At 51.3% G+C, this 20,400-nt stretch carries 21 protein-coding genes and 1 other annotated feature; of the genes, 12 read left to right on the top strand and 9 right to left on the bottom strand.

What is annotated here, in order from left to right; translation table 11 throughout:
* Positions 1-32: 32 nt before the first annotated feature.
* The gene (gene grpE, locus ACLD4K_RS17755; protein WP_001518875.1) at positions 33-623 is read left to right on the top strand and encodes a nucleotide exchange factor GrpE; all 591 of its coding nucleotides are present in this window, start codon (positions 33-35) and stop codon (positions 621-623) included.
* A gap of 36 nt (positions 624-659) precedes the next feature.
* Here grpE and ACLD4K_RS17750 read toward each other — a convergent pair whose 3' ends face one another.
* From ACLD4K_RS17750 to ACLD4K_RS17740, 3 genes are all read right to left on the bottom strand, one after another.
* The gene (locus ACLD4K_RS17750) at positions 660-1,265 is read right to left on the bottom strand and encodes a cytoplasmic protein (RefSeq protein ID WP_411012247.1); all 606 of its coding nucleotides are present in this window, start codon (positions 1,263-1,265) and stop codon (positions 660-662) included.
* Between the two features lie 129 nt (positions 1,266-1,394).
* Positions 1,395-2,681, bottom strand: coding sequence for an HlyC/CorC family transporter (locus tag ACLD4K_RS17745; protein WP_127908301.1), 1,287 nt, complete (start codon positions 2,679-2,681; stop codon positions 1,395-1,397).
* A 19-nt stretch (positions 2,682-2,700) separates the two neighbouring features.
* Complete coding sequence (locus ACLD4K_RS17740; RefSeq protein WP_001537507.1) at positions 2,701-3,492, bottom strand: inner membrane protein YpjD; 792 nt, start codon at positions 3,490-3,492, stop codon at positions 2,701-2,703.
* A gap of 165 nt (positions 3,493-3,657) precedes the next feature.
* Between ACLD4K_RS17740 and ffh the strand changes: the two genes are divergently transcribed.
* The 5 genes from ffh to rplS all read left to right on the top strand — a co-directional run bounded on the left by ffh (position 3,658) and on the right by rplS (position 7,287).
* Positions 3,658-5,019 (top strand): signal recognition particle protein, encoded by a 1,362-nt coding sequence (ffh, locus tag ACLD4K_RS17735; RefSeq protein ID WP_000460052.1) that lies wholly within the window; start codon positions 3,658-3,660, stop codon positions 5,017-5,019.
* Positions 5,020-5,272: 253 nt separating this feature from the next.
* A complete protein-coding gene (rpsP, locus tag ACLD4K_RS17730) occupies positions 5,273-5,521 on the top strand; it encodes a 30S ribosomal protein S16 (protein ID WP_000256453.1) in 249 nt (82 codons plus the stop codon).
* An 18-nt stretch (positions 5,522-5,539) separates the two neighbouring features.
* Positions 5,540-6,088: a ribosome maturation factor RimM gene (gene rimM, locus ACLD4K_RS17725; RefSeq protein ID WP_411012252.1), complete on the top strand. Its 549-nt coding sequence runs from the start codon at positions 5,540-5,542 to the stop codon at positions 6,086-6,088.
* Positions 6,089-6,132: 44 nt separating this feature from the next.
* On the top strand, positions 6,133-6,900 hold the full coding sequence (gene trmD, locus ACLD4K_RS17720; protein ID WP_411012246.1) for a tRNA (guanosine(37)-N1)-methyltransferase TrmD: 768 nt from the start codon (positions 6,133-6,135) through the stop codon (positions 6,898-6,900).
* A 39-nt stretch (positions 6,901-6,939) separates the two neighbouring features.
* Complete coding sequence (gene rplS / locus ACLD4K_RS17715; RefSeq protein ID WP_012134695.1) at positions 6,940-7,287, top strand: 50S ribosomal protein L19; 348 nt, start codon at positions 6,940-6,942, stop codon at positions 7,285-7,287.
* A 154-nt stretch (positions 7,288-7,441) separates the two neighbouring features.
* Here rplS and dgcN read toward each other — a convergent pair whose 3' ends face one another.
* Both dgcN and ACLD4K_RS17705 read right to left on the bottom strand, forming a co-directional pair.
* Positions 7,442-8,662: a diguanylate cyclase DgcN gene (dgcN, locus tag ACLD4K_RS17710; RefSeq protein ID WP_411012245.1), complete on the bottom strand. Its 1,221-nt coding sequence runs from the start codon at positions 8,660-8,662 to the stop codon at positions 7,442-7,444.
* Positions 8,655-9,173: a YfiR family protein gene (locus ACLD4K_RS17705; protein WP_411012251.1), complete on the bottom strand. Its 519-nt coding sequence runs from the start codon at positions 9,171-9,173 to the stop codon at positions 8,655-8,657. Before ACLD4K_RS17705 ends, dgcN begins: the two co-directional genes overlap by 8 nt.
* Positions 9,174-9,612: 439 nt before the next feature.
* Between ACLD4K_RS17705 and aroF the strand changes: the two genes are divergently transcribed.
* Genes aroF through ACLD4K_RS17690 form a run of 3 tightly spaced genes read left to right on the top strand, consistent with a single transcriptional unit; the run spans position 9,613 to position 12,780 of the window.
* Positions 9,613-10,683, top strand: coding sequence for a 3-deoxy-7-phosphoheptulonate synthase AroF (gene aroF, locus ACLD4K_RS17700; protein ID WP_001168062.1), 1,071 nt, complete (start codon positions 9,613-9,615; stop codon positions 10,681-10,683).
* A 9-nt stretch (positions 10,684-10,692) separates the two neighbouring features.
* The gene (gene tyrA, locus ACLD4K_RS17695; RefSeq protein WP_000225191.1) at positions 10,693-11,814 is read left to right on the top strand and encodes a bifunctional chorismate mutase/prephenate dehydrogenase; all 1,122 of its coding nucleotides are present in this window, start codon (positions 10,693-10,695) and stop codon (positions 11,812-11,814) included.
* A gap of 57 nt (positions 11,815-11,871) precedes the next feature.
* On the top strand, positions 11,872-12,780 hold the full coding sequence (locus ACLD4K_RS17690) for an SMP-30/gluconolactonase/LRE family protein (protein WP_000210993.1): 909 nt from the start codon (positions 11,872-11,874) through the stop codon (positions 12,778-12,780).
* Here ACLD4K_RS17690 and pheA read toward each other — a convergent pair.
* The 4 genes from pheA to bamD form a co-directional block, all read right to left on the bottom strand.
* Positions 12,741-13,901 carry a bifunctional chorismate mutase/prephenate dehydratase gene (gene pheA, locus ACLD4K_RS17685; RefSeq protein WP_411012244.1) on the bottom strand — a complete coding sequence of 387 codons (1,161 nt, stop codon included), beginning with the start codon at positions 13,899-13,901 and terminating at the stop codon, positions 12,741-12,743. The genes ACLD4K_RS17690 and pheA overlap by 40 nt on opposite strands.
* A 22-nt stretch (positions 13,902-13,923) precedes the next feature.
* Positions 13,924-14,049: a sequence feature (Phe leader region), on the bottom strand.
* Positions 14,001-14,048 (bottom strand): pheA operon leader peptide PheL, encoded by a 48-nt coding sequence (pheL, locus tag ACLD4K_RS17680; RefSeq protein ID WP_010989056.1) that lies wholly within the window; start codon positions 14,046-14,048, stop codon positions 14,001-14,003. Its footprint overlaps the feature before it by 48 nt.
* Positions 14,050-14,151: 102 nt before the next feature.
* The gene (raiA, locus tag ACLD4K_RS17675) at positions 14,152-14,490 is read right to left on the bottom strand and encodes a ribosome-associated translation inhibitor RaiA (protein WP_000178449.1); all 339 of its coding nucleotides are present in this window, start codon (positions 14,488-14,490) and stop codon (positions 14,152-14,154) included.
* 272 nt (positions 14,491-14,762) lie between these two features.
* Positions 14,763-15,500: an outer membrane protein assembly factor BamD gene (bamD, locus tag ACLD4K_RS17670; protein ID WP_411012243.1), complete on the bottom strand. Its 738-nt coding sequence runs from the start codon at positions 15,498-15,500 to the stop codon at positions 14,763-14,765.
* 131 nt (positions 15,501-15,631) lie between these two features.
* Between bamD and rluD the strand changes: the two genes are divergently transcribed.
* From rluD to clpB, 3 genes are all read left to right on the top strand, one after another.
* Positions 15,632-16,612: a 23S rRNA pseudouridine(1911/1915/1917) synthase RluD gene (rluD, locus tag ACLD4K_RS17665; RefSeq protein WP_000079130.1), complete on the top strand. Its 981-nt coding sequence runs from the start codon at positions 15,632-15,634 to the stop codon at positions 16,610-16,612.
* The gene (yfiH, locus tag ACLD4K_RS17660) at positions 16,609-17,340 is read left to right on the top strand and encodes a purine nucleoside phosphorylase YfiH (protein WP_000992639.1); all 732 of its coding nucleotides are present in this window, start codon (positions 16,609-16,611) and stop codon (positions 17,338-17,340) included. The genes rluD and yfiH overlap by 4 nt, the downstream gene beginning before the upstream one ends.
* Before the next feature lie 129 nt (positions 17,341-17,469).
* Positions 17,470-20,043 (top strand): ATP-dependent chaperone ClpB, encoded by a 2,574-nt coding sequence (clpB, locus tag ACLD4K_RS17655; RefSeq protein ID WP_080250744.1) that lies wholly within the window; start codon positions 17,470-17,472, stop codon positions 20,041-20,043.
* The last annotated feature ends 357 nt before the right edge of the window (positions 20,044-20,400 follow it).

Raw genomic sequence — 20,400 nt, 5'->3', positions numbered from 1 at the left:
GAGATGAATGCGAAAAAAACGCGGAGAAATTCATGAGTAGTAAAGAACAGAAAACGCCTGAGGGGCAAGCCCCGGAAGAAATTATCATGGATCAGCACGAAGAGGTTGAGGCAGTTGAACCAAACGATTCTGCTGAGCAGGTGGATCCGCGCGATGAAAAAATTGCGAATCTGGAAGTTCAGCTTGCTGAAGCCCAGACTCGCGAACGCGACACCGTGTTGCGTATCAAAGCGGAAATGGAAAACCTGCGCCGTCGTACTGAACAGGATATCGAAAAAGCGCATAAATTCGCCCTCGAGAAGTTCGTCAACGAATTGCTGCCGGTAATCGATAGTTTGGATCGCGCGCTGGAAGTCGCAGACAAAGCCAATCCGGATATGGCGGCAATGGTCGAAGGGATTGAGCTGACGCTGAAGTCTATGCTGGATGTAGTGCGTAAGTTCGGCGTGGAAGTGATTGCTGAGACCAACGTGCCGCTGGACCCGAACGTGCATCAGGCGATTGCGATGGTGGAGTCGGAAGAGGTTCCGGCAGGCAATGTGCTGGGTATTATGCAGAAAGGCTATACGCTGAACGGTCGTACCATTCGCGCGGCGATGGTGACGGTAGCGAAGGCGAAGTAAAAGTCTGATGGCCGATGTAAAGTCGGCCATTTTTTTTTAGCTTAAAAAATCCTGTACTTCGAGCCATGGAGTGTCGAAGTCAGCTATTTGTTCGTACTCATCCATAGGTAAAACAAATATATTATAGGCATCAGTGCTTTCATTGAGACTGGCTATCTGAAAGCCACGTTCGTTGAGCTGGCTTTGAATGCGCTCAAATATCTCATCGATGTAACGGTCGCCTTTTTTGCAGACTTTGCTTATTTCATCATATCTGGTGAGTGCCAGTAGTCGCGTTTTTAGTTCATCTGTACTGGCAAAATCTTTTGTCAGGTCATAATAACGATTGGCCGCAAAAGTGGCGAGCAGACCTTCTTCACCCTCCCCCTTATAATCGATTTCTTCAATAACGCCTTCAGTACGCAGAACCTGCATGAATGCCTGTAACAACGCACGATTGTCTAAATCACCGCCACTGCAATCAAGCACTTCCACCATCCCGTAGTCATCGTCCTCGTCGTCTTCAAAACTGGCAGGATCGCTGGCGAGGCGGGAGACGATATTGGGCCATAAATCTGGCGTTTCCTTTAAGAAAATGCTGGCCAGCTTTTTTAAATATTCAGCAAACGCCAGATCCCATTCAACAACGTAATCATCGTACATAGTATGGTTTTCCTTTCCATTAATAAGCTTTTATTGTGTCACTATGCCGGAGAGGAGATGAATGAATAAAATCTTAATTAACAAGGAAAACGGCAAACCATTGGCTGCCGTTTTAAGAAAGGAGGAGGGTTATTCAAGAATACTCTCGCGCAGCGGTTTTACCGGTACAACCTTTACCTGCTTAATCATATTTTCCTGTACATCGAGAATATCGATATCGTACTGCTCAATGCGCACGCGCGTGCCAGCAACCGGAATTTCCTCCAGCGCCTCCAGAATCACCCCGTTGACGGTGCGCGCGTCATCTTCCGGCAGGTGCCAGTTAAACGCTTTATTGATTTCCCGGACGTTGGCGGTACCGTCAATAATGACCGAACCGTCGTTTTGCGGCGTGACCTCTTCCGCCAGTGTCGGCGACATCGATGTGGTGAAATCGCCAACGATCTCCTCGAGAATATCTTCCACGGTGACCAGCCCCTGGATATCGCCATATTCGTTGACGACCAGTCCGACTTTCTTTTTATTGCGCTGAAATTTAATCAGTTGCGTACTGAGCGGCGTACCTTCCGGGACGTAATAGATTTCATCGGCGGCGCGCAGCATCATCTCTTTGGTGAACTCTTTTTTCTCGGCCATTAACCGCCAGGCTTCACGCACGCGCAGCATACTGATGGCGTCATCCAGCGAATCGCGATAGAGCACGATGCGTCCGTGCGGGGAGTGGGTAAGCTGCCGCTCGATAGATTTCCAGTCGTCATTGATATCGATCCCGATAATTTCATTACGCGGCACCATGATGTCATCCACGCTGACCTTTTCCAGGTCGAGAACCGACAGCAGCATATCCTGATTGCGGCGAGAGATTTGCGAACGGGATTCATGCACGATAGTGCGTAATTCCTCTTTGCTTAACGACCCGCTGACCACGATGTCCGTTTTAATTCCCATCAGACGCATCAGCAGGCGGGTGATGGTGTTAAGTAACCACACCAGCGGCATCATCAGTATCTGTAACGGCGCCAGCAGGAAGCTGCTGGGATAGGCCACTTTTTCCGGATAGAGCGCGGCGATAGTTTTGGGCAGGACTTCGGCAAAAACCAGCACGACAAACGTCAGTACCCCGGTGGCGATAGCTACGCCGGCGTCGCCGTAAAGCCGCATACCCACAATCGTGCCAAGCGCCGAGGCAAGAATGTTGACCAGGTTATTGCCGATCAGCACCAGGCTTATCAGTCGGTCAGGTTTACGCAGTAATTTTTCTACCCGTTTTGCCGAGCGATTACCTTGCTTCGCCATATGGCGTAAACGGTAACGGTTTAGCGTCATCATTCCAGTTTCGGAACCGGAAAAATAGGCCGAGATGACCACCATGATGATTAATATGATAATCAGCGTGGTGGTGGAGATGTGTTCCAGGGGAAACTCCTTTAAAAGCTTAGCTTACAAATTGCTGTAATATGCGGCTACCAAAATAGGCCAGCGTCAGAATACCCGCGCCTGCGACGTTAAACCACACGACCCGGCGACCCCGCCAGCCTTCATGGTAATGCCCCCACAGCAGAACGATATAGACAAACCATGCCACGATAGAGAGCACGGCTTTATCAATATTTTCAGTACTGAACAAGTTATGCATGTAAAACAGGCCGGTACACAGAGTAAGGGTCAGCAGTACGACGCCAATCTGCGTAATATGAAACATTTTGCGCTCAATGCTCATCAATGGCGGCATTTCATTACTAAACGCCAGCTTTTTGTTCTTCAACTGATAGTCGATCCACGCCAGTTGTAGCGCATACAGAGCGGCGATTATCAGCGTCGCGTAAGAGAAAAGCGACAGACCGATGTGCACCATCATGCCTGGGGTCGCTTCCAGATGCGTAATATATTCATTAGGCATAAACGTGGCGAAGGCCAGGTTAATCAGCGCAAAAGCATAGACAATGGGCAGAAGTAGCCAGCCGCGATTACGCGACGCGACAATGGTCATCACCGTGCAGATCATCAGGCTGACCAGCGAACCGACATTCAGCAGGCTCAGGTTTTGTCCACTGTCGCCGCCGGGCAGAATACGCGATTCCAGCGCGACAGCATGGCACACCAGCGCGATGACCGCAGAAAGAATAGCCATACGCCGCCAGCCGCTGTTTTTTTGCAACAGTCCGGGAACGATCAGCGCGAGGCTGAAGGAGTAGGCGACAAGGGCAAGTAAAGCAAAAACGGGCATAGTTGTGTCGACAGTTGACCAGTGAGAAAGAGAAGCAGTATAGCGTTACGTGACCGCAGCTCCAACCGTTGCATAACAACAAAGACGGCTTCATGGTATACTGTGGCGAAATTCTGTAACTGTGTCGCTGCGGCGACCAACCGTTTCCACCCCAGGCGAGAGACAATGTTTGATAATTTAACCGATCGTTTGTCGCGCACGCTGCGCAATATCAGTGGCCGTGGGCGCCTTACTGAAGACAACGTTAAAGAGACGCTGCGCGAAGTGCGCATGGCGCTGCTGGAGGCTGACGTTGCGCTGCCGGTAGTGCGTGAGTTCATCAATCGCGTAAAAGAGAAAGCGGTTGGTCATGAAGTTAACAAGAGCCTGACCCCAGGGCAGGAGTTCGTCAAGATTGTCCGTAGCGAACTGGTTGCGGCGATGGGCGAAGAGAACCAGACGCTGAATTTAGCTGCGCAGCCGCCAGCCGTAGTATTGATGGCGGGTCTGCAGGGGGCGGGTAAAACCACCAGCGTCGGTAAGCTGGGTAAATTCTTGCGCGAGAAGCACAAGAAGAAAGTGCTGGTCGTCTCTGCCGACGTCTATCGCCCGGCGGCGATCAAACAGCTCGAAACGCTGGCTGAGCAGGTTGGCGTGGATTTCTTCCCGTCTGATGTCGGCCAGAAACCGGTTGATATCGTCAACGCCGCGCTGAAAGAAGCGAAGCTCAAATTCTACGACGTGCTGCTGGTGGATACCGCCGGTCGTCTGCACGTTGACGAAGCGATGATGGACGAAATCAAACAGGTCCACGCTTCTATCAAGCCAGTAGAAACGCTGTTTGTCGTCGATGCGATGACCGGTCAGGATGCCGCGAATACCGCAAAAGCCTTTAACGAAGCGCTGCCGTTAACCGGCGTGGTGCTGACCAAAGTTGATGGTGATGCGCGTGGCGGTGCGGCGCTCTCTATTCGTCATATCACCGGCAAGCCGATTAAATTCCTCGGTGTCGGCGAGAAAACTGACGCGCTGGAGCCGTTCCATCCGGATCGTATCGCCTCGCGTATTCTCGGTATGGGCGACGTACTGTCTCTTATCGAAGATATCGAAAGCAAAGTTGACCGCGCACAGGCTGAGAAGCTGGCGACCAAACTGAAGAAAGGCGACGGTTTCGACCTGAACGACTTCCTGGAACAGCTCAAACAGATGAAAAACATGGGCGGCATGGCCAGTCTGATGGGCAAATTACCGGGCATGGGGCAGATTCCGGACAACGTTAAATCGCAGATGGATGACAAAGTGCTGGTGCGTATGGAAGCGATCATCAATTCGATGACGCTGAAAGAGCGCGCGAAGCCGGAAATCATCAAAGGTTCCCGTAAACGCCGTATCGCACAAGGCTGTGGGATGCAGGTGCAGGACGTTAACCGCCTTCTGAAACAGTTCGACGACATGCAGCGCATGATGAAGAAGATGAAGAAGGGCGGGATGGCGAAGATGATGCGGAGTATGAAGGGGATGATGCCGCCAGGCTTCCCTGGCCGCTAATTTCCCGGCCTGGCTCACTTGCTATTTCGGCACCGGGGTGTGCTCGCCATCCTCACGTACTGCGTGTACGCTGCGGTGGCTGCGCGCACGCCGGCACCGAACTCGCTGCGCCGCCGACGGCCTTCTACAGCAGAGTTATTAACTGTTGATTGCAATTCTCCCAGAAATCAGTAAAATTTTCGGGCTTTTAATATGACACCCGGGCTCCGTTCCTCGATGGGGCCCGGTTGTTTTATTCACACAAGAGGATGTTATGGTAACTATTCGTTTAGCTCGTCACGGCGCTAAAAAGCGTCCGTTCTACCAGGTTGTTGTCACCGACAGCCGTAATGCACGCAACGGTCGCTTCATTGAGCGCGTTGGTTTCTTCAACCCAATCGCTAGCGAAAAAGAAGAAGGCACCCGCCTGGATCTGGATCGCATCGCTCACTGGGTTGGCCAGGGCGCAACCATTTCCGATCGCGTTGCGGCGCTGATCAAAGAAGTAAAAAAAGCAGCTTAATCTGTCACGGTGGTCATGATGAGCAAGCAACTCGCCGCACAAGTACCCGCTGAACCGGTTGTACTGGGGAAAATGGGTTCTTCATACGGTATCCGTGGTTGGCTCAGAGTGTTTTCCTCCACTGAAGACGCCGAAAGCATTTTTGACTATCAGCCCTGGTTTATCCAGAAGGCGGGTCAGTGGCAGCAGGTACAGCTGGAAAGCTGGAAGCACCACAATCAGGATCTGATCATCAAGCTGAAAGGCGTTGACGATCGAGATGCCGCGAATCTTCTGACGAATTGCGAAATTGTCGTGGATTCCTCGCAGTTGCCAGCGCTGGAAGATGGTTCCTACTACTGGAAAGACCTTATGGGCTGCCAGGTAGTGACTACTGAAGGCTACGATCTCGGTAAAGTCGTCGATATGATGGAAACCGGGTCGAATGACGTCATCGTCATCAAGGCAAACCTGAAAGATGCGTTTGGTATCAAGGAACGACTAGTACCGTTCCTCGATGGGCAGGTTATCAAGAAAGTCGATCTCGCTACTCGTACTATCGAAGTAGATTGGGATCCTGGTTTTTAAACCACCGAATAAACGGTAATAAATGGCGTTATGGGGATTGGCTTGTGTTTATTGGCATAGTTAGCCTGTTTCCTGAAATGTTCCGCGCAATTACCGATTACGGGGTAACTGGCCGGGCAGTAAAAAATGGCCTGCTGAACATCCAGAGCTGGAGTCCTCGAGACTTTACTCATGACCGGCACCGTACCGTGGACGATCGTCCTTACGGCGGCGGACCGGGGATGTTAATGATGGTGCAACCCTTGCGGGACGCCATTCACGCAGCAAAAGCCGCGGCAGGTGAAGGCGCTAAAGTGATTTATCTGTCGCCTCAGGGACGCAAGCTTGATCAAGCGGGCGTTAGCGAGCTGGCCACGAATCAGAAGCTTATTCTGGTGTGTGGTCGCTACGAAGGCGTAGATGAGCGCGTAATTCAGACCGAAATTGACGAAGAATGGTCAATTGGCGATTACGTTCTCAGCGGTGGTGAGTTACCGGCAATGACGCTGATCGACTCCGTTTCCCGGTTTATTCCGGGTGTACTGGGTCATGAGGCTTCAGCAATCGAAGATTCGTTTGCTGATGGGTTGTTGGACTGCCCGCACTATACCCGACCTGAAGTGTTAGAGCAGATGGAAGTACCGGCGGTGTTACTGTCGGGGAACCACGCTGAGATACGTCGCTGGCGTTTGAAACAGTCGCTGGGCCGGACCTGGCTTAGAAGACCTGAACTTCTGGAAAACCTGGCTCTGACTGAAGAGCAAGCAAGGTTGCTGGCGGAGTTCAAAACAGAACACGCGCAACAGCAACATAAACATGATGGGCAGGCGTAAGCCCCCAATATCAGTTTACCCAGGATAAGAGATTAAATTATGAGCAATATTATTAAGCAACTTGAACAAGAACAGATGAAGCAGGACGTACCTTCCTTCCGTCCGGGTGATACCGTGGAAGTGAAAGTATGGGTTGTTGAAGGTTCCAAAAAACGTCTGCAGGCATTCGAGGGCGTGGTTATCGCTATTCGTAACCGCGGTCTGCACTCTGCATTCACTGTTCGTAAAATTTCCAACGGCGAAGGCGTTGAGCGTGTCTTCCAGACTCACTCTCCGGTAGTTGACAGCATTGCTGTTAAACGTCGTGGTGCTGTTCGTAAAGCTAAACTGTACTACCTGCGTGAGCGTACTGGTAAAGCGGCTCGTATCAAAGAGCGTCTTAACTAAGAACGCGCTTTCGCAACATCCGAAAGCTTGTAGAAAAGAAGGGGCTGGCATTACGCTGGCCCCTTTTTTATGGGTTGTTCCACGCCATGACGGTTACATGATTAGGCTGGGTCTGTGGTATCAACGCTGAGTCAGCAACGGCCAGGCCCGTTCCTTAATTTAGCGAACGTTCCGCACGCCGGTGTTTAGCCTGATACATATTTCGATCGGCCAGTTCTTGTAGTTTTTCGGCAGTGGCATGTTCCCATGTCAGCGCAAAGCCAATACTCAGGGTCATCGTTATTCGCTGGCCGTTATGCAGTTCAAAAGGTCGATTAAACGCCTGGGATAGCGCTGCGCAAATACGTTGTACTTCATACTCCGAATGCACACCGTAAAGCACCATCGCAAATTCATCGCCGCCGAGTCGGTAAGTCTGATAACGACTACCACCGAATTCCGCTAATCTTTTGGCAACCTCTATAAGTACGCGGTCGCCTGCCGCATGTCCCCAGGTATCATTAATATATTTAAAGTTATCGCCATCCAGAAATAACAATGCCGAACTGCTACGAGCGGAATTGTCCTTCATCAGCGCGTTAATACAGCTGCGAAATGCCGCACGATTGGCAAGCCCCGTCAGCGGATCGTGCAGCGCGGTACGTAGTAACTGTGCATTTTTAGCCTGAAGCCGTAGCTGCCATTCTTCCATCTCATCCAGAAGGCTATTGAAATCCTGCGCAAACAGGTGAAATTCCGCAATACGTTCATCAGGTACCCGGCGTGAAAAATTTCGGTTAGTGCGAACGTCGTGTACAACTTCAGTAATATTTTGCAGCGCATCCACAACGCCATTGTGTAAATAACGCGTGAGCAATAGGGCAATGCCGGATGCCAGCAGAATACATCCTGTCAGCACTGCCAGCGAGAGCCAGATAAAATGACCAATAAGGCTGTCGCGGGCAACAAGCCGTACTTCGCCGATGGCCCTGCCGTTGTGCCAGACGGGTTGCGATACCGGCAATGGAAAAAGCCAGTGGCTAATTAAGCCGATGAGCTTATCGTCTGCGGCTCGCGCATCATAGCGCCATGAGGCGATAATACGGCCATTTTTATCGCGGATCTCCGCCGCTGAAAATTGTCCCTGGCGTCCCAGTGTGGCGAGCGTTTCCGCTGCGGCCGCGTTATCGGAAAATACCAGTGCCGCTTCAAGGCCATGGGCCATTGTGGCGGCGGTCAAATCGAGATTCTTTTGCGCATACTGTTTGAGCGTAAGGACAGACGCAACGCAAATTAATAGCCAGATCAATGTCATTGTAAGCAGCACGCTGATTATACTAATCCGCCGTAGTGTGCGTTTAAATGTTGGCCTGGACAGAGAAAATTCCTTATTCATGCTTTTGATTCCGTGCAAGCATTAATACTTCTGGATTCACTCTCACGCCGCTATGCGAGAGGGAGTCCAGGTTGACGGAAAATTTGGCTTCATCATTGTTAATGATCAGACAAAATGCGCTGCCAATAATACATTCGGTATTTTGCTCGGCAATTAATAACAAGGCATTAACTGGATAATGACGCGTTAACTCCGCCTGATAAGCTGGCGATTCATTGCCAAAGTAAAAACCATCACAGCGGGCGCTCAGGGCTTCTTGTGTGGTACGGATGACAAGCGGTTGATAAGGGAAAGCCCAGTCAGCCTCTTCGCTAAGTACCCTGACAAAACGCGCAGATGAAAATATGCATAGCCTTGGCGGCCCGGATAACGCCGGCCAGTGTGTATAACTGACGATACCGGAGACGATGGCGCGTACGGATTTCTCTTCTTCCGTGACGCGTTGAGCATACAGAGGCAAGCTTGCTAATAATAGCGATAACAGAAGGATAAATCGGTGAGAAAAACGCATTAACAAGTCCCCACCATCTTCAGTCGTAAAGCATTAAAATACATCCGTGATTGTTTGTAGCAAAATAACATTATTTTGCCATATCGTCATTATGTCTTATTGATAATATGAATAATTTAAGTGACATCCCTGATATTAAATTCTTGTGATAATGGTATTAATCACCCTGTATCAGAAAGTAAAAATATGCGTGCGGAGAAAAAATAATCAAAAAATGGCGAGCATCGCTCATTTTACCGCTTTTCTGAGGCTGGGAATAAAATAATTCACTTGTTGTGTAAAGTTTTTGATACGAAATTGAGGGGTTTAATCGACCATTGCGCATGGTGTAAAGTTTATTTTACGTAATATGGATTGAAATCTTTACTTTTTGTGGTATGGTTTAAACATCCTCGTGGAGGATCAACTATCGCAAACAAGAAAAGACAGGATCGCCATCATGCAAAAAGACGCGCTGAATAACGTACGTATCACCGATGAACAGGTATTAATGACGCCGGAGCAGCTTAAAGCGGCCTTTCCGTTGAGCCTGGCGCAGGAAGCGCAGATAGCGCAGTCCCGGGGAATCATTTCTGACATTATTGCCGGGCGCGATCCGCGTCTGTTGGTGGTATGCGGTCCTTGTTCTATTCACGATCCTGAAACCGCTCTGGAATATGCCCGTCGATTTAAAGCCCTTGCCGCAGAGGTCAGCGATAGCCTCTATCTGGTAATGCGCGTCTATTTTGAAAAGCCGCGGACTACCGTCGGCTGGAAAGGGCTGATTAACGATCCTCACATGGATGGCTCATTTGATGTGGAAGCCGGGTTGAAAATAGCGCGTCAGCTACTGGTGGAACTGGTGAATATGGGGTTGCCATTGGCGACCGAAGCGTTGGATCCGAACAGCCCGCAATACCTGGGCGATCTGTTTAGCTGGTCGGCGATAGGGGCGCGCACAACCGAATCGCAAACCCACCGCGAAATGGCGTCTGGTCTTTCTATGCCGGTCGGCTTTAAAAACGGCACGGATGGCAGCCTGGCGACAGCGATTAACGCCATGCGCGCCGCTGCGCAACCTCATCGTTTTGTTGGCATTAACCAGGCCGGTCAGGTTGCGTTATTGCAAACCCAGGGAAATCCGCATGGCCATGTGATTCTGCGTGGCGGCAAAGCGCCAAACTATAGCCCGGCAGATGTCGCTCAGTGTGAAAAAGAGATGGAACAGGCGGGACTACGTCCTTCGCTGATGGTAGATTGCAGTCATGGTAACTCCAATAAAGATTATCGCCGCCAGCCAGCCGTTGCCGAATCTGTGGTTGCGCAGATTAAAGATGGCAATCGTTCAATCATTGGCTTAATGATTGAAAGTAATATTCATGAGGGGAATCAGTCTTCCGAACAGCCGCGCAGCGAAATGAAGTATGGCGTTTCCGTCACCGATGCTTGTATTAGCTGGGAGATGACCGATGCCCTGTTACGTGAAATTCATAAAGATTTGAGCGGCCAGCTGGCGGTGCGCGTCGCATAAGAGGTTGTTATGGTTGCTGAATTGACCGCGTTACGCGATCAAATAGATGATGTCGATAAAGCGTTGTTGAATTTACTGGCTAAGCGCCTGGAACTGGTTGCCAAAGTTGGCGAGGTGAAAAGCCGTTTTGGCCTGCCTATTTACGTGCCGGAGCGTGAGGCCTCTATGCTGGCTTCACGACGGGCGGAAGCAGAAGCGATCGGTGTCCCGCCCGATCTCATTGAAGATGTCCTGCGCCGGGTAATGCGTGAATCTTACTCCAGCGAAAATGATAAGGGGTTCAAAACGCTTTGTCCTTCTCTGCGTCCGGTCGTCATTGTGGGCGGCGGCGGACAGATGGGGCGTCTGTTTGAAAAAATGCTCACGCTGTCGGGCTATCAGGTCCGTATTCTGGAACAACAGGACTGGCCGCGCGCCAGGGACATTGTCGCCGATGCCGGAATGGTGATCGTCAGCGTGCCGATTCATGTTACTGAACAGGTCATAGCGCAACTGCCGCCCCTGCCGTCTGACTGTATTCTGGTCGATCTGGCATCGGTGAAAAGCGGTCCGTTGCAGGCAATGTTGGCGGCCCATGATGGCCCCGTGTTGGGCTTGCATCCGATGTTTGGTCCGGACAGCGGGAGCCTGGCGAAGCAGGTGGTGGTCTGGTGTGACGGGCGTCAACCGGAAGCGTATCAGTGGTTCCTTGAGCAAATCCAGGTGTGGGGCGCGCGGTTGCACCGAATTAGCGCTGTTGAGCACGATCAGAACATGGCTTTTATCCAGGCGCTGCGCCACTTTGCTACCTTCGCTTATGGGCTGCATCTGGCGGAAGAGAACGTCCAGCTTGAGCAGCTTCTGGCGCTATCATCGCCGATTTATCGACTGGAGCTGGCGATGGTCGGGCGTCTGTTCGCCCAGGACCCGCAGCTGTATGCGGACATTATTATGTCGTCGGAGCGCAATCTGGCGCTTATCAAGCGTTACTATAAACGTTTTGGTGATGCGATCGGGTTACTGGAACAGGGTGATAAGCAGGCTTTTATCGACAGTTTTCGCAAAGTTGAACACTGGTTTGGCGATTATGCCAGACGCTTCCAGAATGAAAGCCGTGTGTTATTGCGTCAGGCGAATGACAGCCGACCATAATGATGACATCTATACTAAAAGCCAGCTTTGCTGGCTTTTTTCGTTTAAGGAACCGTTATGACTACGCCGCACGTTTTATTTGATTATGTCGGACATCTACCAGAATGCCCCACATGGAGCGAGGATGAAAGCGCGCTGTATTGGACCGATATCCTGGAACAGGAGATCCATCGTTACCATCCGGCGAGCGGGACGCATAGCGTGCTGGCGTTTCCGGAAGAGGTGGGCTGTTTTGCCTTGCGTGAGCAGGGCGGATTTATTGTGGCCATGCGTCATGCTATCTGGCTGGCCGATAAAAATGGATTATTGCAGCGTAAGGTTTGCGACAATCCCTCTAATACGAAACTGGCGCGTTTCAACGATGGCGGCACTGATGGCGATGGACGTTTTTATGCCGGAACGTTCTGGGCGCCAGGTGACTATAATGGCGCGTTGCTGATGCGGATCGATCATGACCTGACGGCAAAAGTGATCCAGTGCGATATCCAGGGACACAACGGCCTGGCGTTCAGCCCGAATAACCAGTGGATGTATACCTCCGATACGCCGAATGGCGTGATATACCGCACGTTACTTGATAAGCATGGCGAACCGGGCAAGCGTGAACTTTTTCGCCATTTTGGCGAAGGAGAAGGACTTCCCGACGGCGCGGCGATGGATAGTGAAGGGTGCTACTGGAGCGCGATGTTTGACGGCTGGCGCGTGGCGCGTTTCTCACCGCAAGGAGAGCAGCTGGAAGAGTACCGGTTGCCGGTACGTTGTCCGACGATGGTTTGCTTTGGCGGCGCAGATATGAAAACGCTGTTTATTACAACTACCAGAGAAAATATGTCTGCTCAGGAAGTGGCGGATTATCCGCTCTCCGGCGCCATCTTCACCCTGCAGGTAGCCGTCGCAGGGATGAAGAAAAGCCGTTTTATTGAACGTCAGGCAGGTTCTACCGGCACGACGTTTTCGCTGGGATAGCAGCCAAGCACTTTCATTGAGCGCGTGATCTCGCCCAGCTCTTTTAGCGCGCTTTGCATTACCTGCGACTCCAGGTTCGCCTGAATATCGAGATAAAACATCTCTTCCCACGGATTGCCGTGAATGGGGCGCGACTCCAGTTTCGTCATGATGAGATTGTGGTTACGCAGCACCAGCAGCGCTTCGACCAGCGCGCCTGCCTGCTGCCCGGTGGCGATTAACAGAGTGGTTTTTGCCGGAACCTGATCGGAAACGTTGATGGCTTTGCGCGCCAGTACCAGAAAGCGGGTGATATTCTGCGTCTGGTTTGCGGCGATGCGTTCCAGCACCTGTAAACCGTGCAACATGCCGCCTGCCTCGCTGCCGAGCGCCGCGACGCGCGGAGAGTTCGCCTGCGCGACTTTTTCCATCGCTGCCGACGTACTCTCGGTATAGTCGATTTTCCAGTGCGGATAGCGGCTCAAAAACTTACTGCACTGCTGGAACGGCTGCGGATGGCTGTACACCGTTTCGATGGTATTCAGATCCGTAGCGCCGGAAACCAGCACGCAGTGATCGATAGTGACGGTCATCTCACCGACAATCGACAGACTGGTGTGTTGCAATAAGTCGTACACATCGTTGATAGCGCCGGAGCTGGTGTTCTCTATCGGAACCACGGCGTAATCGGCCTGGCCGGTTTCGACCTGATGAAAAATATCGGCGAATTTTGCGCAACCGCTCTCAATAAATTGCTCAAAATGGCGTGCGGCATACTGGCGCGCCGCGAGATGAGAATAGGAGCCTTTCGGCCCAAGAAACGTAATACGTGCCGAATGAGGCTGAGTATTATTCAGATGTTGTTGCAGCAGCGCCTGCTGAGTAAGCACGGAGTCTTCAATGATAAGCTGGAACAGACGGGTAATGTAGTGTGCGTCGAGATGGTGGGCTTTACCGAGATGAATGAGCCTGTCCAGCAGCGCGCGTTCACGATCGATATCCCGAACCGGACGATGCGACAGTAGTTTTGCTTGTCCCACTTCAATCGCCAGCGCGCGTCGTTTTGCCAGTAAGGCCAGTAACTCTTCGTCTAAAGCGCTGATTTTATCTCGTAGCGCCAGTAATGGGTTTTCCGATGTCATAGTGTTGCCTTTTTTGTTATCAATAAAAAAGGCCTCCCGGTGGGGGAGGCCTTCTTGTTCGTCTTCGCATTCTTTATCACATGACGAAACGCCTCCCGGTCAGGGGAAGATAAAAAAGAATGCGAAGAAAAACCGGGTGAGCTTCATAACTGTTTCCTTTGTATACGTCAGTACAGTACCCGTACTGTTTTAATCCTGTCAACAAAAAACGCGCCCGAAGGCGCGTTGGCGATACACTCAATGTAAGGGACTACTCTTCTTCTGCTTCGACGAAGCTGGCATCTTTCACCGATGCGGTGGCACGACGGGCTTCGCCTTTGTGCTGCACTTTATTGAGCTGCCGTTCCAGCTTGTTGATCAATTCATTAATAGCGGTGTACATATCCTCGTGTTTTGCGCTGGCGACCAGATGTCCGTTCGGTGTATTAATGGTGGCGTCAGCAATAAAGCCCTGTGGCTCTTTAGACAGAATGATATGAGGATTAATCAGGTGAGTTTGCCATTTTTCCAGTTTGGCGAGACGGTCTGCGACATGTTGGCGGATTGCCGGAGTAATTTCCATTTGTTTACTGGTAATGTTCATTGTCATAAATTTTACCTCTTGTCTTTCCCGTCTTGGTGATTCCAGCATACCGTTCTTAATGTCAAAATGTGTGATGTAAATCACATTATTTTGTCACTTTTTGTCAAGGCGAACTTTTTGTGAGGCATCGCAGGAAGAAGCGATCTTTTACTTGAGGAATGGCTGAAAGCAGGCCATATTTGACTGGATGCGTTGCAGTGAAATCATTTCTGTTGCATCAGATACCGAATAAAAAAAACGGCAGCCGGAAGGCTGCCGTTTTGCTTGTCTGTATTGCTTCAGGTGTTTTTGCTGTTAGCGGCAATAATTTTCGCGACTTTGTCAGCCTGCGCATTCAGCTGCATCTGACGATAGGCGTTTTCCATCAGCGGCAACGCATCGCGCGTGACCTGCGTATCAGGATAATTGCGTAGCATACCTTCTACCCGGTTTACGACTGCAACCCATGCGCCGCGCGCGGTATAGTACTCTGCGACGGAATATTCATATTTCGCCAGACGGTCTTTCAGGAATACCAGACGCTTGGTGGCGTCGGTGGTGTACTGGCTATTAGGATAGCTGCGTACCAGTTTCGAAAAGTCATTGAACGCCGCCCGCGCATGTTGCGGATCGCGATCGCTGCGATCGACGCCAAAGAAACCCTGTAGCGCGCTATCATCCAGCGCCATGTTCGTCAGGCCGCGCATGTACATGACATAGTCAATATTAGGGTGCGTTGGATTAAGACGCATAAAACGATCGATGGCGGCCTGCGCTAGCGGCAAATCGGCGTTTTTGTAATAGGCGTAGATAAGATCCAACTGCACCTGCTGAGAATACGGTCCGAATGGATAACGATTATCTAACGCTTCCAATTGCGTTATTGCCTGTTTCCAGTTACCGTCCTGCAGCTTTTGCTGAGCAGTCGCGTAGATTTCATTCGGCGGATTATCGGGCACCTCTTCCTTTGAACCCGAGCAACCCGCCAGAAACAGGCTCAACGTGGCTGCTGCCACCAGATATTTCATGCGCGTCATGACGTTTTGACTTTCCTCAAAATGTTTTACGGGAGATTCTCTGTTCCTGCTCCCGGTTAAGACCAGCTACAATAGCACACTATATTAAACGGCAAAGCCGTAAAACCCAACGTTAAACGAAGAAGCTGTATATGGCACAACGAGTACAACTCACCGCAACGGTCTCCGAAAACCAACTCGGTCAACGCTTAGATCAGGCTTTGGCCGAAATGTTCCCGGATTATTCACGTTCGCGTATAAAAGAATGGATTTTGAATCAGCGCGTGTTGGTCAATGGTCAACTTTGCGATAAGCCAAAAGAAAAAGTGTTAGGCGGCGAGCGAGTGGCTATTGATGCGGAGATCGACGAAGAGATTCGTTTTGAAGCGCAGGATATCCCGTTAGATATTGTTTATGAAGATGACGATATTCTGGTTATCAACAAACCACGCGATCTGGTGGTACATCCTGGCGCGGGTAACCCGGACGGTACGGTACTGAACGCGTTGCTACATTATTATCCGCCGATTGCGGATGTCCCGCGCGCGGGCATTGTGCATCGTCTGGATAAGGACACGACGGGGCTGATGGTGGTGGCCAAAACCGTTCCGGCGCAAACGCGCCTGGTGGAGTCTTTGCAGCTGCGCGAGATCACCCGCGAATATGAAGCGGTCGCGATAGGACATATGACGGCGGGAGGAACGGTGAATGAACCCATTAGTCGTCACCCGACCAAACGTACCCATATGTCGGTGCATCCTATGGGCAAACCGGCGGTGACCCACTACCGCATTATGGAACATTTCCGTGTGCACACGCGTCTTAGGTTGCGTCTGGAGACCGGGCGTACGCACCAGATCCGCGTGCATATGGCGCATATTACGCACCCGTTAGTGGGCGATCAGGTCTATGGTGGTCGTCCACGTCCACCGAAAGGCGCATCGGAAGAGTTTATTTCCACGCTGCGTAAGTTTGACCGCCAGGCGCTTCATGCAACGATGCTGCGTCTCTACCATCCTGTATCGGGTATCGAAATGGAGTGGCACGCGCCGATTCCACAAGATATGGTGGACCTTATCGATGCGATGCGCGCCGATTTCGAAGATCATAAAGATGATGTGGACTGGTTATGAATGCACTGATTGTCCCGCAGTGGCCGCTGCCGAAAGGCGTCGCAGCCTGTAGTTCTACCCGTATTGGCGGGGTGAGTTTACCGCCTTACGACTCGCTGAATCTGGGCGCGCATTGCGGCGATAACCCGGAGCATGTTGAAGAGAACCGCAAGCGTCTGTTTGCGGCGGGCAATCTGCCTTCGAAACCTGTCTGGCTTGAACAGGTTCACGGTAAAAATGTGTTGAGGCTCACCGGAGAACCTTATGCCTCCAAACGTGCGGATGCGTCTTACAGCAATACGCCAGGAACCGTCTGCGCGGTAATGACGGCAGACTGCCTGCCTGTGCTATTCTGTAACCGTGAGGGAACAGAAGTGGCGGCGGCTCATGCGGGCTGGCGCGGATTATGTGAAGGCGTACTGGAGGAAACTGTCACCTGCTTTGCTGACAAACCAGAAAATATCATCGCCTGGTTAGGTCCGGCGATCGGCCCGACCGCGTTTGAAGTGGGGCCGGAAGTGCGTGACGCATTTTTAGCAAAAGATGCGCAAGCCGATAGCGCATTTTTGCCGCACGGGGAAAAATTTCTGGCGGATATTTATCAGCTTGCACGCCAACGTCTGGCGAATACCGGCGTTGAACATGTCTATGGCGGGGATCGCTGCACCTTTAGCGAAAGTGAGACTTTCTTCTCTTATCGTCGCGACAAGACGACAGGCCGTATGGCAAGTTTTATTTGGCTGATATAACCTAAAGAATCAAGACGATCCGGTACGGGTAACTTTCTTTTCACATAATTCAGGTCATTCACCTTGAATAATTGAGGGATGACCTCATTTAATCTCCAGTAGCAATTTTGACCTGTTATGGGAGGAGTTATGCGTCTGGATCGTCTTACTAACAAATTCCAGCTTGCTCTTGCCGATGCCCAGTCGCTCGCGCTGGGGCACGACAACCAATTCATCGAACCTCTTCATTTAATGAGCGCCTTGCTGAACCAGGAAGGGGGATCGATACGTCCTTTATTAACCTCCGCCGGCATTAATGCTGGCCAGTTGCGCACCGCTATCGATCAGGCGCTGAGCCGTTTACCGCAGGTGGAAGGCACCGGCGGCGACGTACAGCCTTCTTCGGAACTGGTACGCGTACTGAACCTTTGCGACAAGCTGGCGCAAAAACGGGGGGACAATTTTATTTCGTCAGAGCTGTTTGTTCTGGCGGCGCTTGAGTCTCGCGGCACGTTAACCGATCTGCTGAAATCAGCCGGTGCGACCACGGCCAATATCACTCAGGCAATTGAACAAATGCGCGGAGGTGAAAGCGTGAACGATCAAGGGGCTGAAGACCAACGTCAGGCCTTGAAAAAATATACCGTCGATCTGACCGAGCGGGCTGAACAAGGTAAGCTTGACCCGGTAATTGGTCGTGATGAAGAAATTCGCCGTACCATTCAGGTACTGCAACGTCGTACTAAAAACAACCCGGTGTTAATCGGTGAGCCAGGGGTCGGTAAAACGGCAATTGTTGAAGGGCTGGCGCAGCGCATTATTAATGGTGAAGTCCCTGAAGGCTTAAAAGGCCGCCGCGTACTGGCGCTGGATATGGGCGCGCTGGTGGCCGGGGCGAAATATCGCGGCGAATTTGAAGAGCGTCTGAAAGGCGTGCTGAATGACCTCGCAAAACAGGAAGGCAACGTCATCCTGTTTATCGATGAGCTGCACACGATGGTTGGCGCAGGTAAGGCCGATGGCGCAATGGACGCCGGGAATATGCTGAAACCGGCGCTGGCGCGTGGTGAACTGCACTGTGTGGGCGCCACCACGCTGGATGAATACCGTCAGTACATTGAAAAAGACGCGGCGCTGGAACGTCGTTTTCAAAAAGTGTTTGTCGCAGAACCCTCAGTGGAAGACACCATTGCGATTCTGCGTGGCCTGAAAGAACGTTACGAGCTGCACCACCATGTGCAGATCACTGACCCGGCGATTGTGGCGGCGGCAACATTGTCTCACCGCTATATCGCCGACCGTCAGTTGCCGGATAAAGCTATCGATCTCATCGATGAAGCGGCATCCAGCATTCGTATGCAGATTGACTCTAAGCCGGAGGAGCTGGACAGACTCGACCGCCGCATTATTCAGCTCAAACTGGAACAGCAGGCGTTGATGAAAGAGTCTGACGAGGCGAGTAAAAAACGTCTCGATATGCTCAACGAAGAACTGGACGACAAAGAGCGTCAGTACTCTGAGCTGGAAGAAGAGTGGAAAGCGGAAAAAGCGTCGCTCTCTGGTACGCAAACTATTAAAGCGGAGCTGGAGCAGGCGAAGATCGCCATCGAGCAGGCGCGTCGCGTTGGCGACCTGGCGCGAATGTCTGAACTGCAGTACGGCAAAATTCCGGAGCTGGAAAAACAGTTGGAAGCCGCGACCCAGTCGGAAGGTAAAACCATGCGTCTGTTACGTAACAAAGTAACGGATGCGGAAATTGCCGAAGTGCTGGCGCGCTGGACCGGTATTCCGGTTGCCAGAATGCTGGAAGGCGAACGTGAAAAACTGTTGCGTATGGAACAAGAGTTACACAGCCGTGTGATCGGGCAGAATGAAGCCGTTGAAGCAGTATCGAACGCCATACGTCGTAGCCGCGCGGGGCTGTCCGATCCGAATCGTCCGATTGGTTCCTTCCTGTTCCTGGGGCCGACGGGGGTCGGTAAAACCGAACTGTGTAAAGCGCTGGCTAACTTTATGTTTGACAGCGACGACGCGATGGTGCGTATCGACATGTCTGAGTTTATGGAGAAACACTCCGTGTCTCGTTTGGTCGGGGCGCCTCCGGGATATGTCGGCTATGAAGAAGGCGGTTATTTGACGGAAGCGGTGCGCCGTCGTCCTTATTCCGTCATCTTGTTGGATGAAGTGGAAAAAGCGCATCCGGATGTATTCAACATTCTGTTGCAGGTGCTGGACGACGGTCGACTGACTGACGGGCAGGGGAGAACGGTCGATTTCCGTAATACGGTGGTCATTATGACTTCTAACCTCGGTTCTGATCTCATTCAGGAGCGCTTTGGCGAACTGGATTACGGTCGAATGAAAGAAATGGTGCTGGGTGTGGTTAGCCAAAACTTCCGTCCGGAATTTATCAACCGTATTGATGAAGTTGTGGTATTCCATCCGTTAGGTGAGCAACACATCGCTTCTATTGCTCAGATCCAGCTGCAGCGTCTGTACAAACGTCTGGAAGAACGTGGTTATGAAATCCATATCTCCGACGAGGCGCTGAAACTGTTGAGCGCCAACGGTTACGATCCGGTCTACGGGGCGCGTCCGTTAAAACGTGCTATTCAACAGCAGATCGAAAACCCACTGGCGCAGCAAATCCTGTCTGGTGAACTGGTTCCTGGCAAAGTGATTCGCCTTGAAGCCAATGATGATCATATTGTGGCAGTGCAGTAAGTCACAAATTTGAATAAAACGAGCCCTGACGGGCTCGTTTTTGTTTAAAAACCAGGCGAAAATAGGCTTTTGGTTCAAATATTGTTTGAAAAGTGAACGGTTGAGCTTTTTTTTGCATTTAGGTCTTGTCAGGCTCTAATAACTCCCTATAATGCGCCACCACTGACACGGAACAACGGCATACAGGCCGCCGGGTCAGAAAGGCTTCGTTAAGAAGTCTGTGAGGAAAGCGAAAATAAAGGCTTGACTCAAAAAGAGGAAAGCGTAATATACGCCACCTCGCGACGGTGAGCTGAAAGCCACGTCGCACCTGCTCTTTAACAATTTATCAGACAATCTGTGTGGGCACTCGAAGAT

The sequence above is a fragment of the Salmonella sp. 741265055_HSA genome (assembly GCF_046569525.1).
In the GTDB taxonomy this organism is placed as follows: domain Bacteria; phylum Pseudomonadota; class Gammaproteobacteria; order Enterobacterales; family Enterobacteriaceae; genus Salmonella; species Salmonella enterica.
The sequence above is the reverse complement of the archived record's forward strand: the minus strand, read 5'-3'. Positions and strand labels throughout refer to the sequence as shown.

What these genes read in the sequence shown, in the direction of transcription:
- rluD (WP_000079130.1), top strand. Translation starts at nt 15,632, where the DNA reads ATGGCACAACGAGTACAACTCACCGCAACGGTCTCCGAAAACCAACTC.
- rimM (WP_411012252.1), top strand. Translation starts at nt 5,540, where the DNA reads ATGAGCAAGCAACTCGCCGCACAAGTACCCGCTGAACCGGTTGTACTG.
- raiA (WP_000178449.1), bottom strand. Translation starts at nt 14,490, where the DNA reads ATGACAATGAACATTACCAGTAAACAAATGGAAATTACTCCGGCAATC.
- ACLD4K_RS17740 (WP_001537507.1), bottom strand. Translation starts at nt 3,492, where the DNA reads ATGCCCGTTTTTGCTTTACTTGCCCTTGTCGCCTACTCCTTCAGCCTC.
- ACLD4K_RS17690 (WP_000210993.1), top strand. Translation starts at nt 11,872, where the DNA reads ATGACTACGCCGCACGTTTTATTTGATTATGTCGGACATCTACCAGAA.
- ffh (WP_000460052.1), top strand. Translation starts at nt 3,658, where the DNA reads ATGTTTGATAATTTAACCGATCGTTTGTCGCGCACGCTGCGCAATATC.
- ACLD4K_RS17705 (WP_411012251.1), bottom strand. Translation starts at nt 9,173, where the DNA reads ATGCGTTTTTCTCACCGATTTATCCTTCTGTTATCGCTATTATTAGCA.
- rplS (WP_012134695.1), top strand. Translation starts at nt 6,940, where the DNA reads ATGAGCAATATTATTAAGCAACTTGAACAAGAACAGATGAAGCAGGAC.
- ACLD4K_RS17750 (WP_411012247.1), bottom strand. Translation starts at nt 1,265, where the DNA reads ATGTACGATGATTACGTTGTTGAATGGGATCTGGCGTTTGCTGAATAT.
- grpE (WP_001518875.1), top strand. Translation starts at nt 33, where the DNA reads ATGAGTAGTAAAGAACAGAAAACGCCTGAGGGGCAAGCCCCGGAAGAA.
- dgcN (WP_411012245.1), bottom strand. Translation starts at nt 8,662, where the DNA reads ATGAATAAGGAATTTTCTCTGTCCAGGCCAACATTTAAACGCACACTA.
- pheA (WP_411012244.1), bottom strand. Translation starts at nt 13,901, where the DNA reads ATGACATCGGAAAACCCATTACTGGCGCTACGAGATAAAATCAGCGCT.
- yfiH (WP_000992639.1), top strand. Translation starts at nt 16,609, where the DNA reads ATGAATGCACTGATTGTCCCGCAGTGGCCGCTGCCGAAAGGCGTCGCA.
- aroF (WP_001168062.1), top strand. Translation starts at nt 9,613, where the DNA reads ATGCAAAAAGACGCGCTGAATAACGTACGTATCACCGATGAACAGGTA.
- tyrA (WP_000225191.1), top strand. Translation starts at nt 10,693, where the DNA reads ATGGTTGCTGAATTGACCGCGTTACGCGATCAAATAGATGATGTCGAT.
- rpsP (WP_000256453.1), top strand. Translation starts at nt 5,273, where the DNA reads ATGGTAACTATTCGTTTAGCTCGTCACGGCGCTAAAAAGCGTCCGTTC.
- clpB (WP_080250744.1), top strand. Translation starts at nt 17,470, where the DNA reads ATGCGTCTGGATCGTCTTACTAACAAATTCCAGCTTGCTCTTGCCGAT.
- bamD (WP_411012243.1), bottom strand. Translation starts at nt 15,500, where the DNA reads ATGACGCGCATGAAATATCTGGTGGCAGCAGCCACGTTGAGCCTGTTT.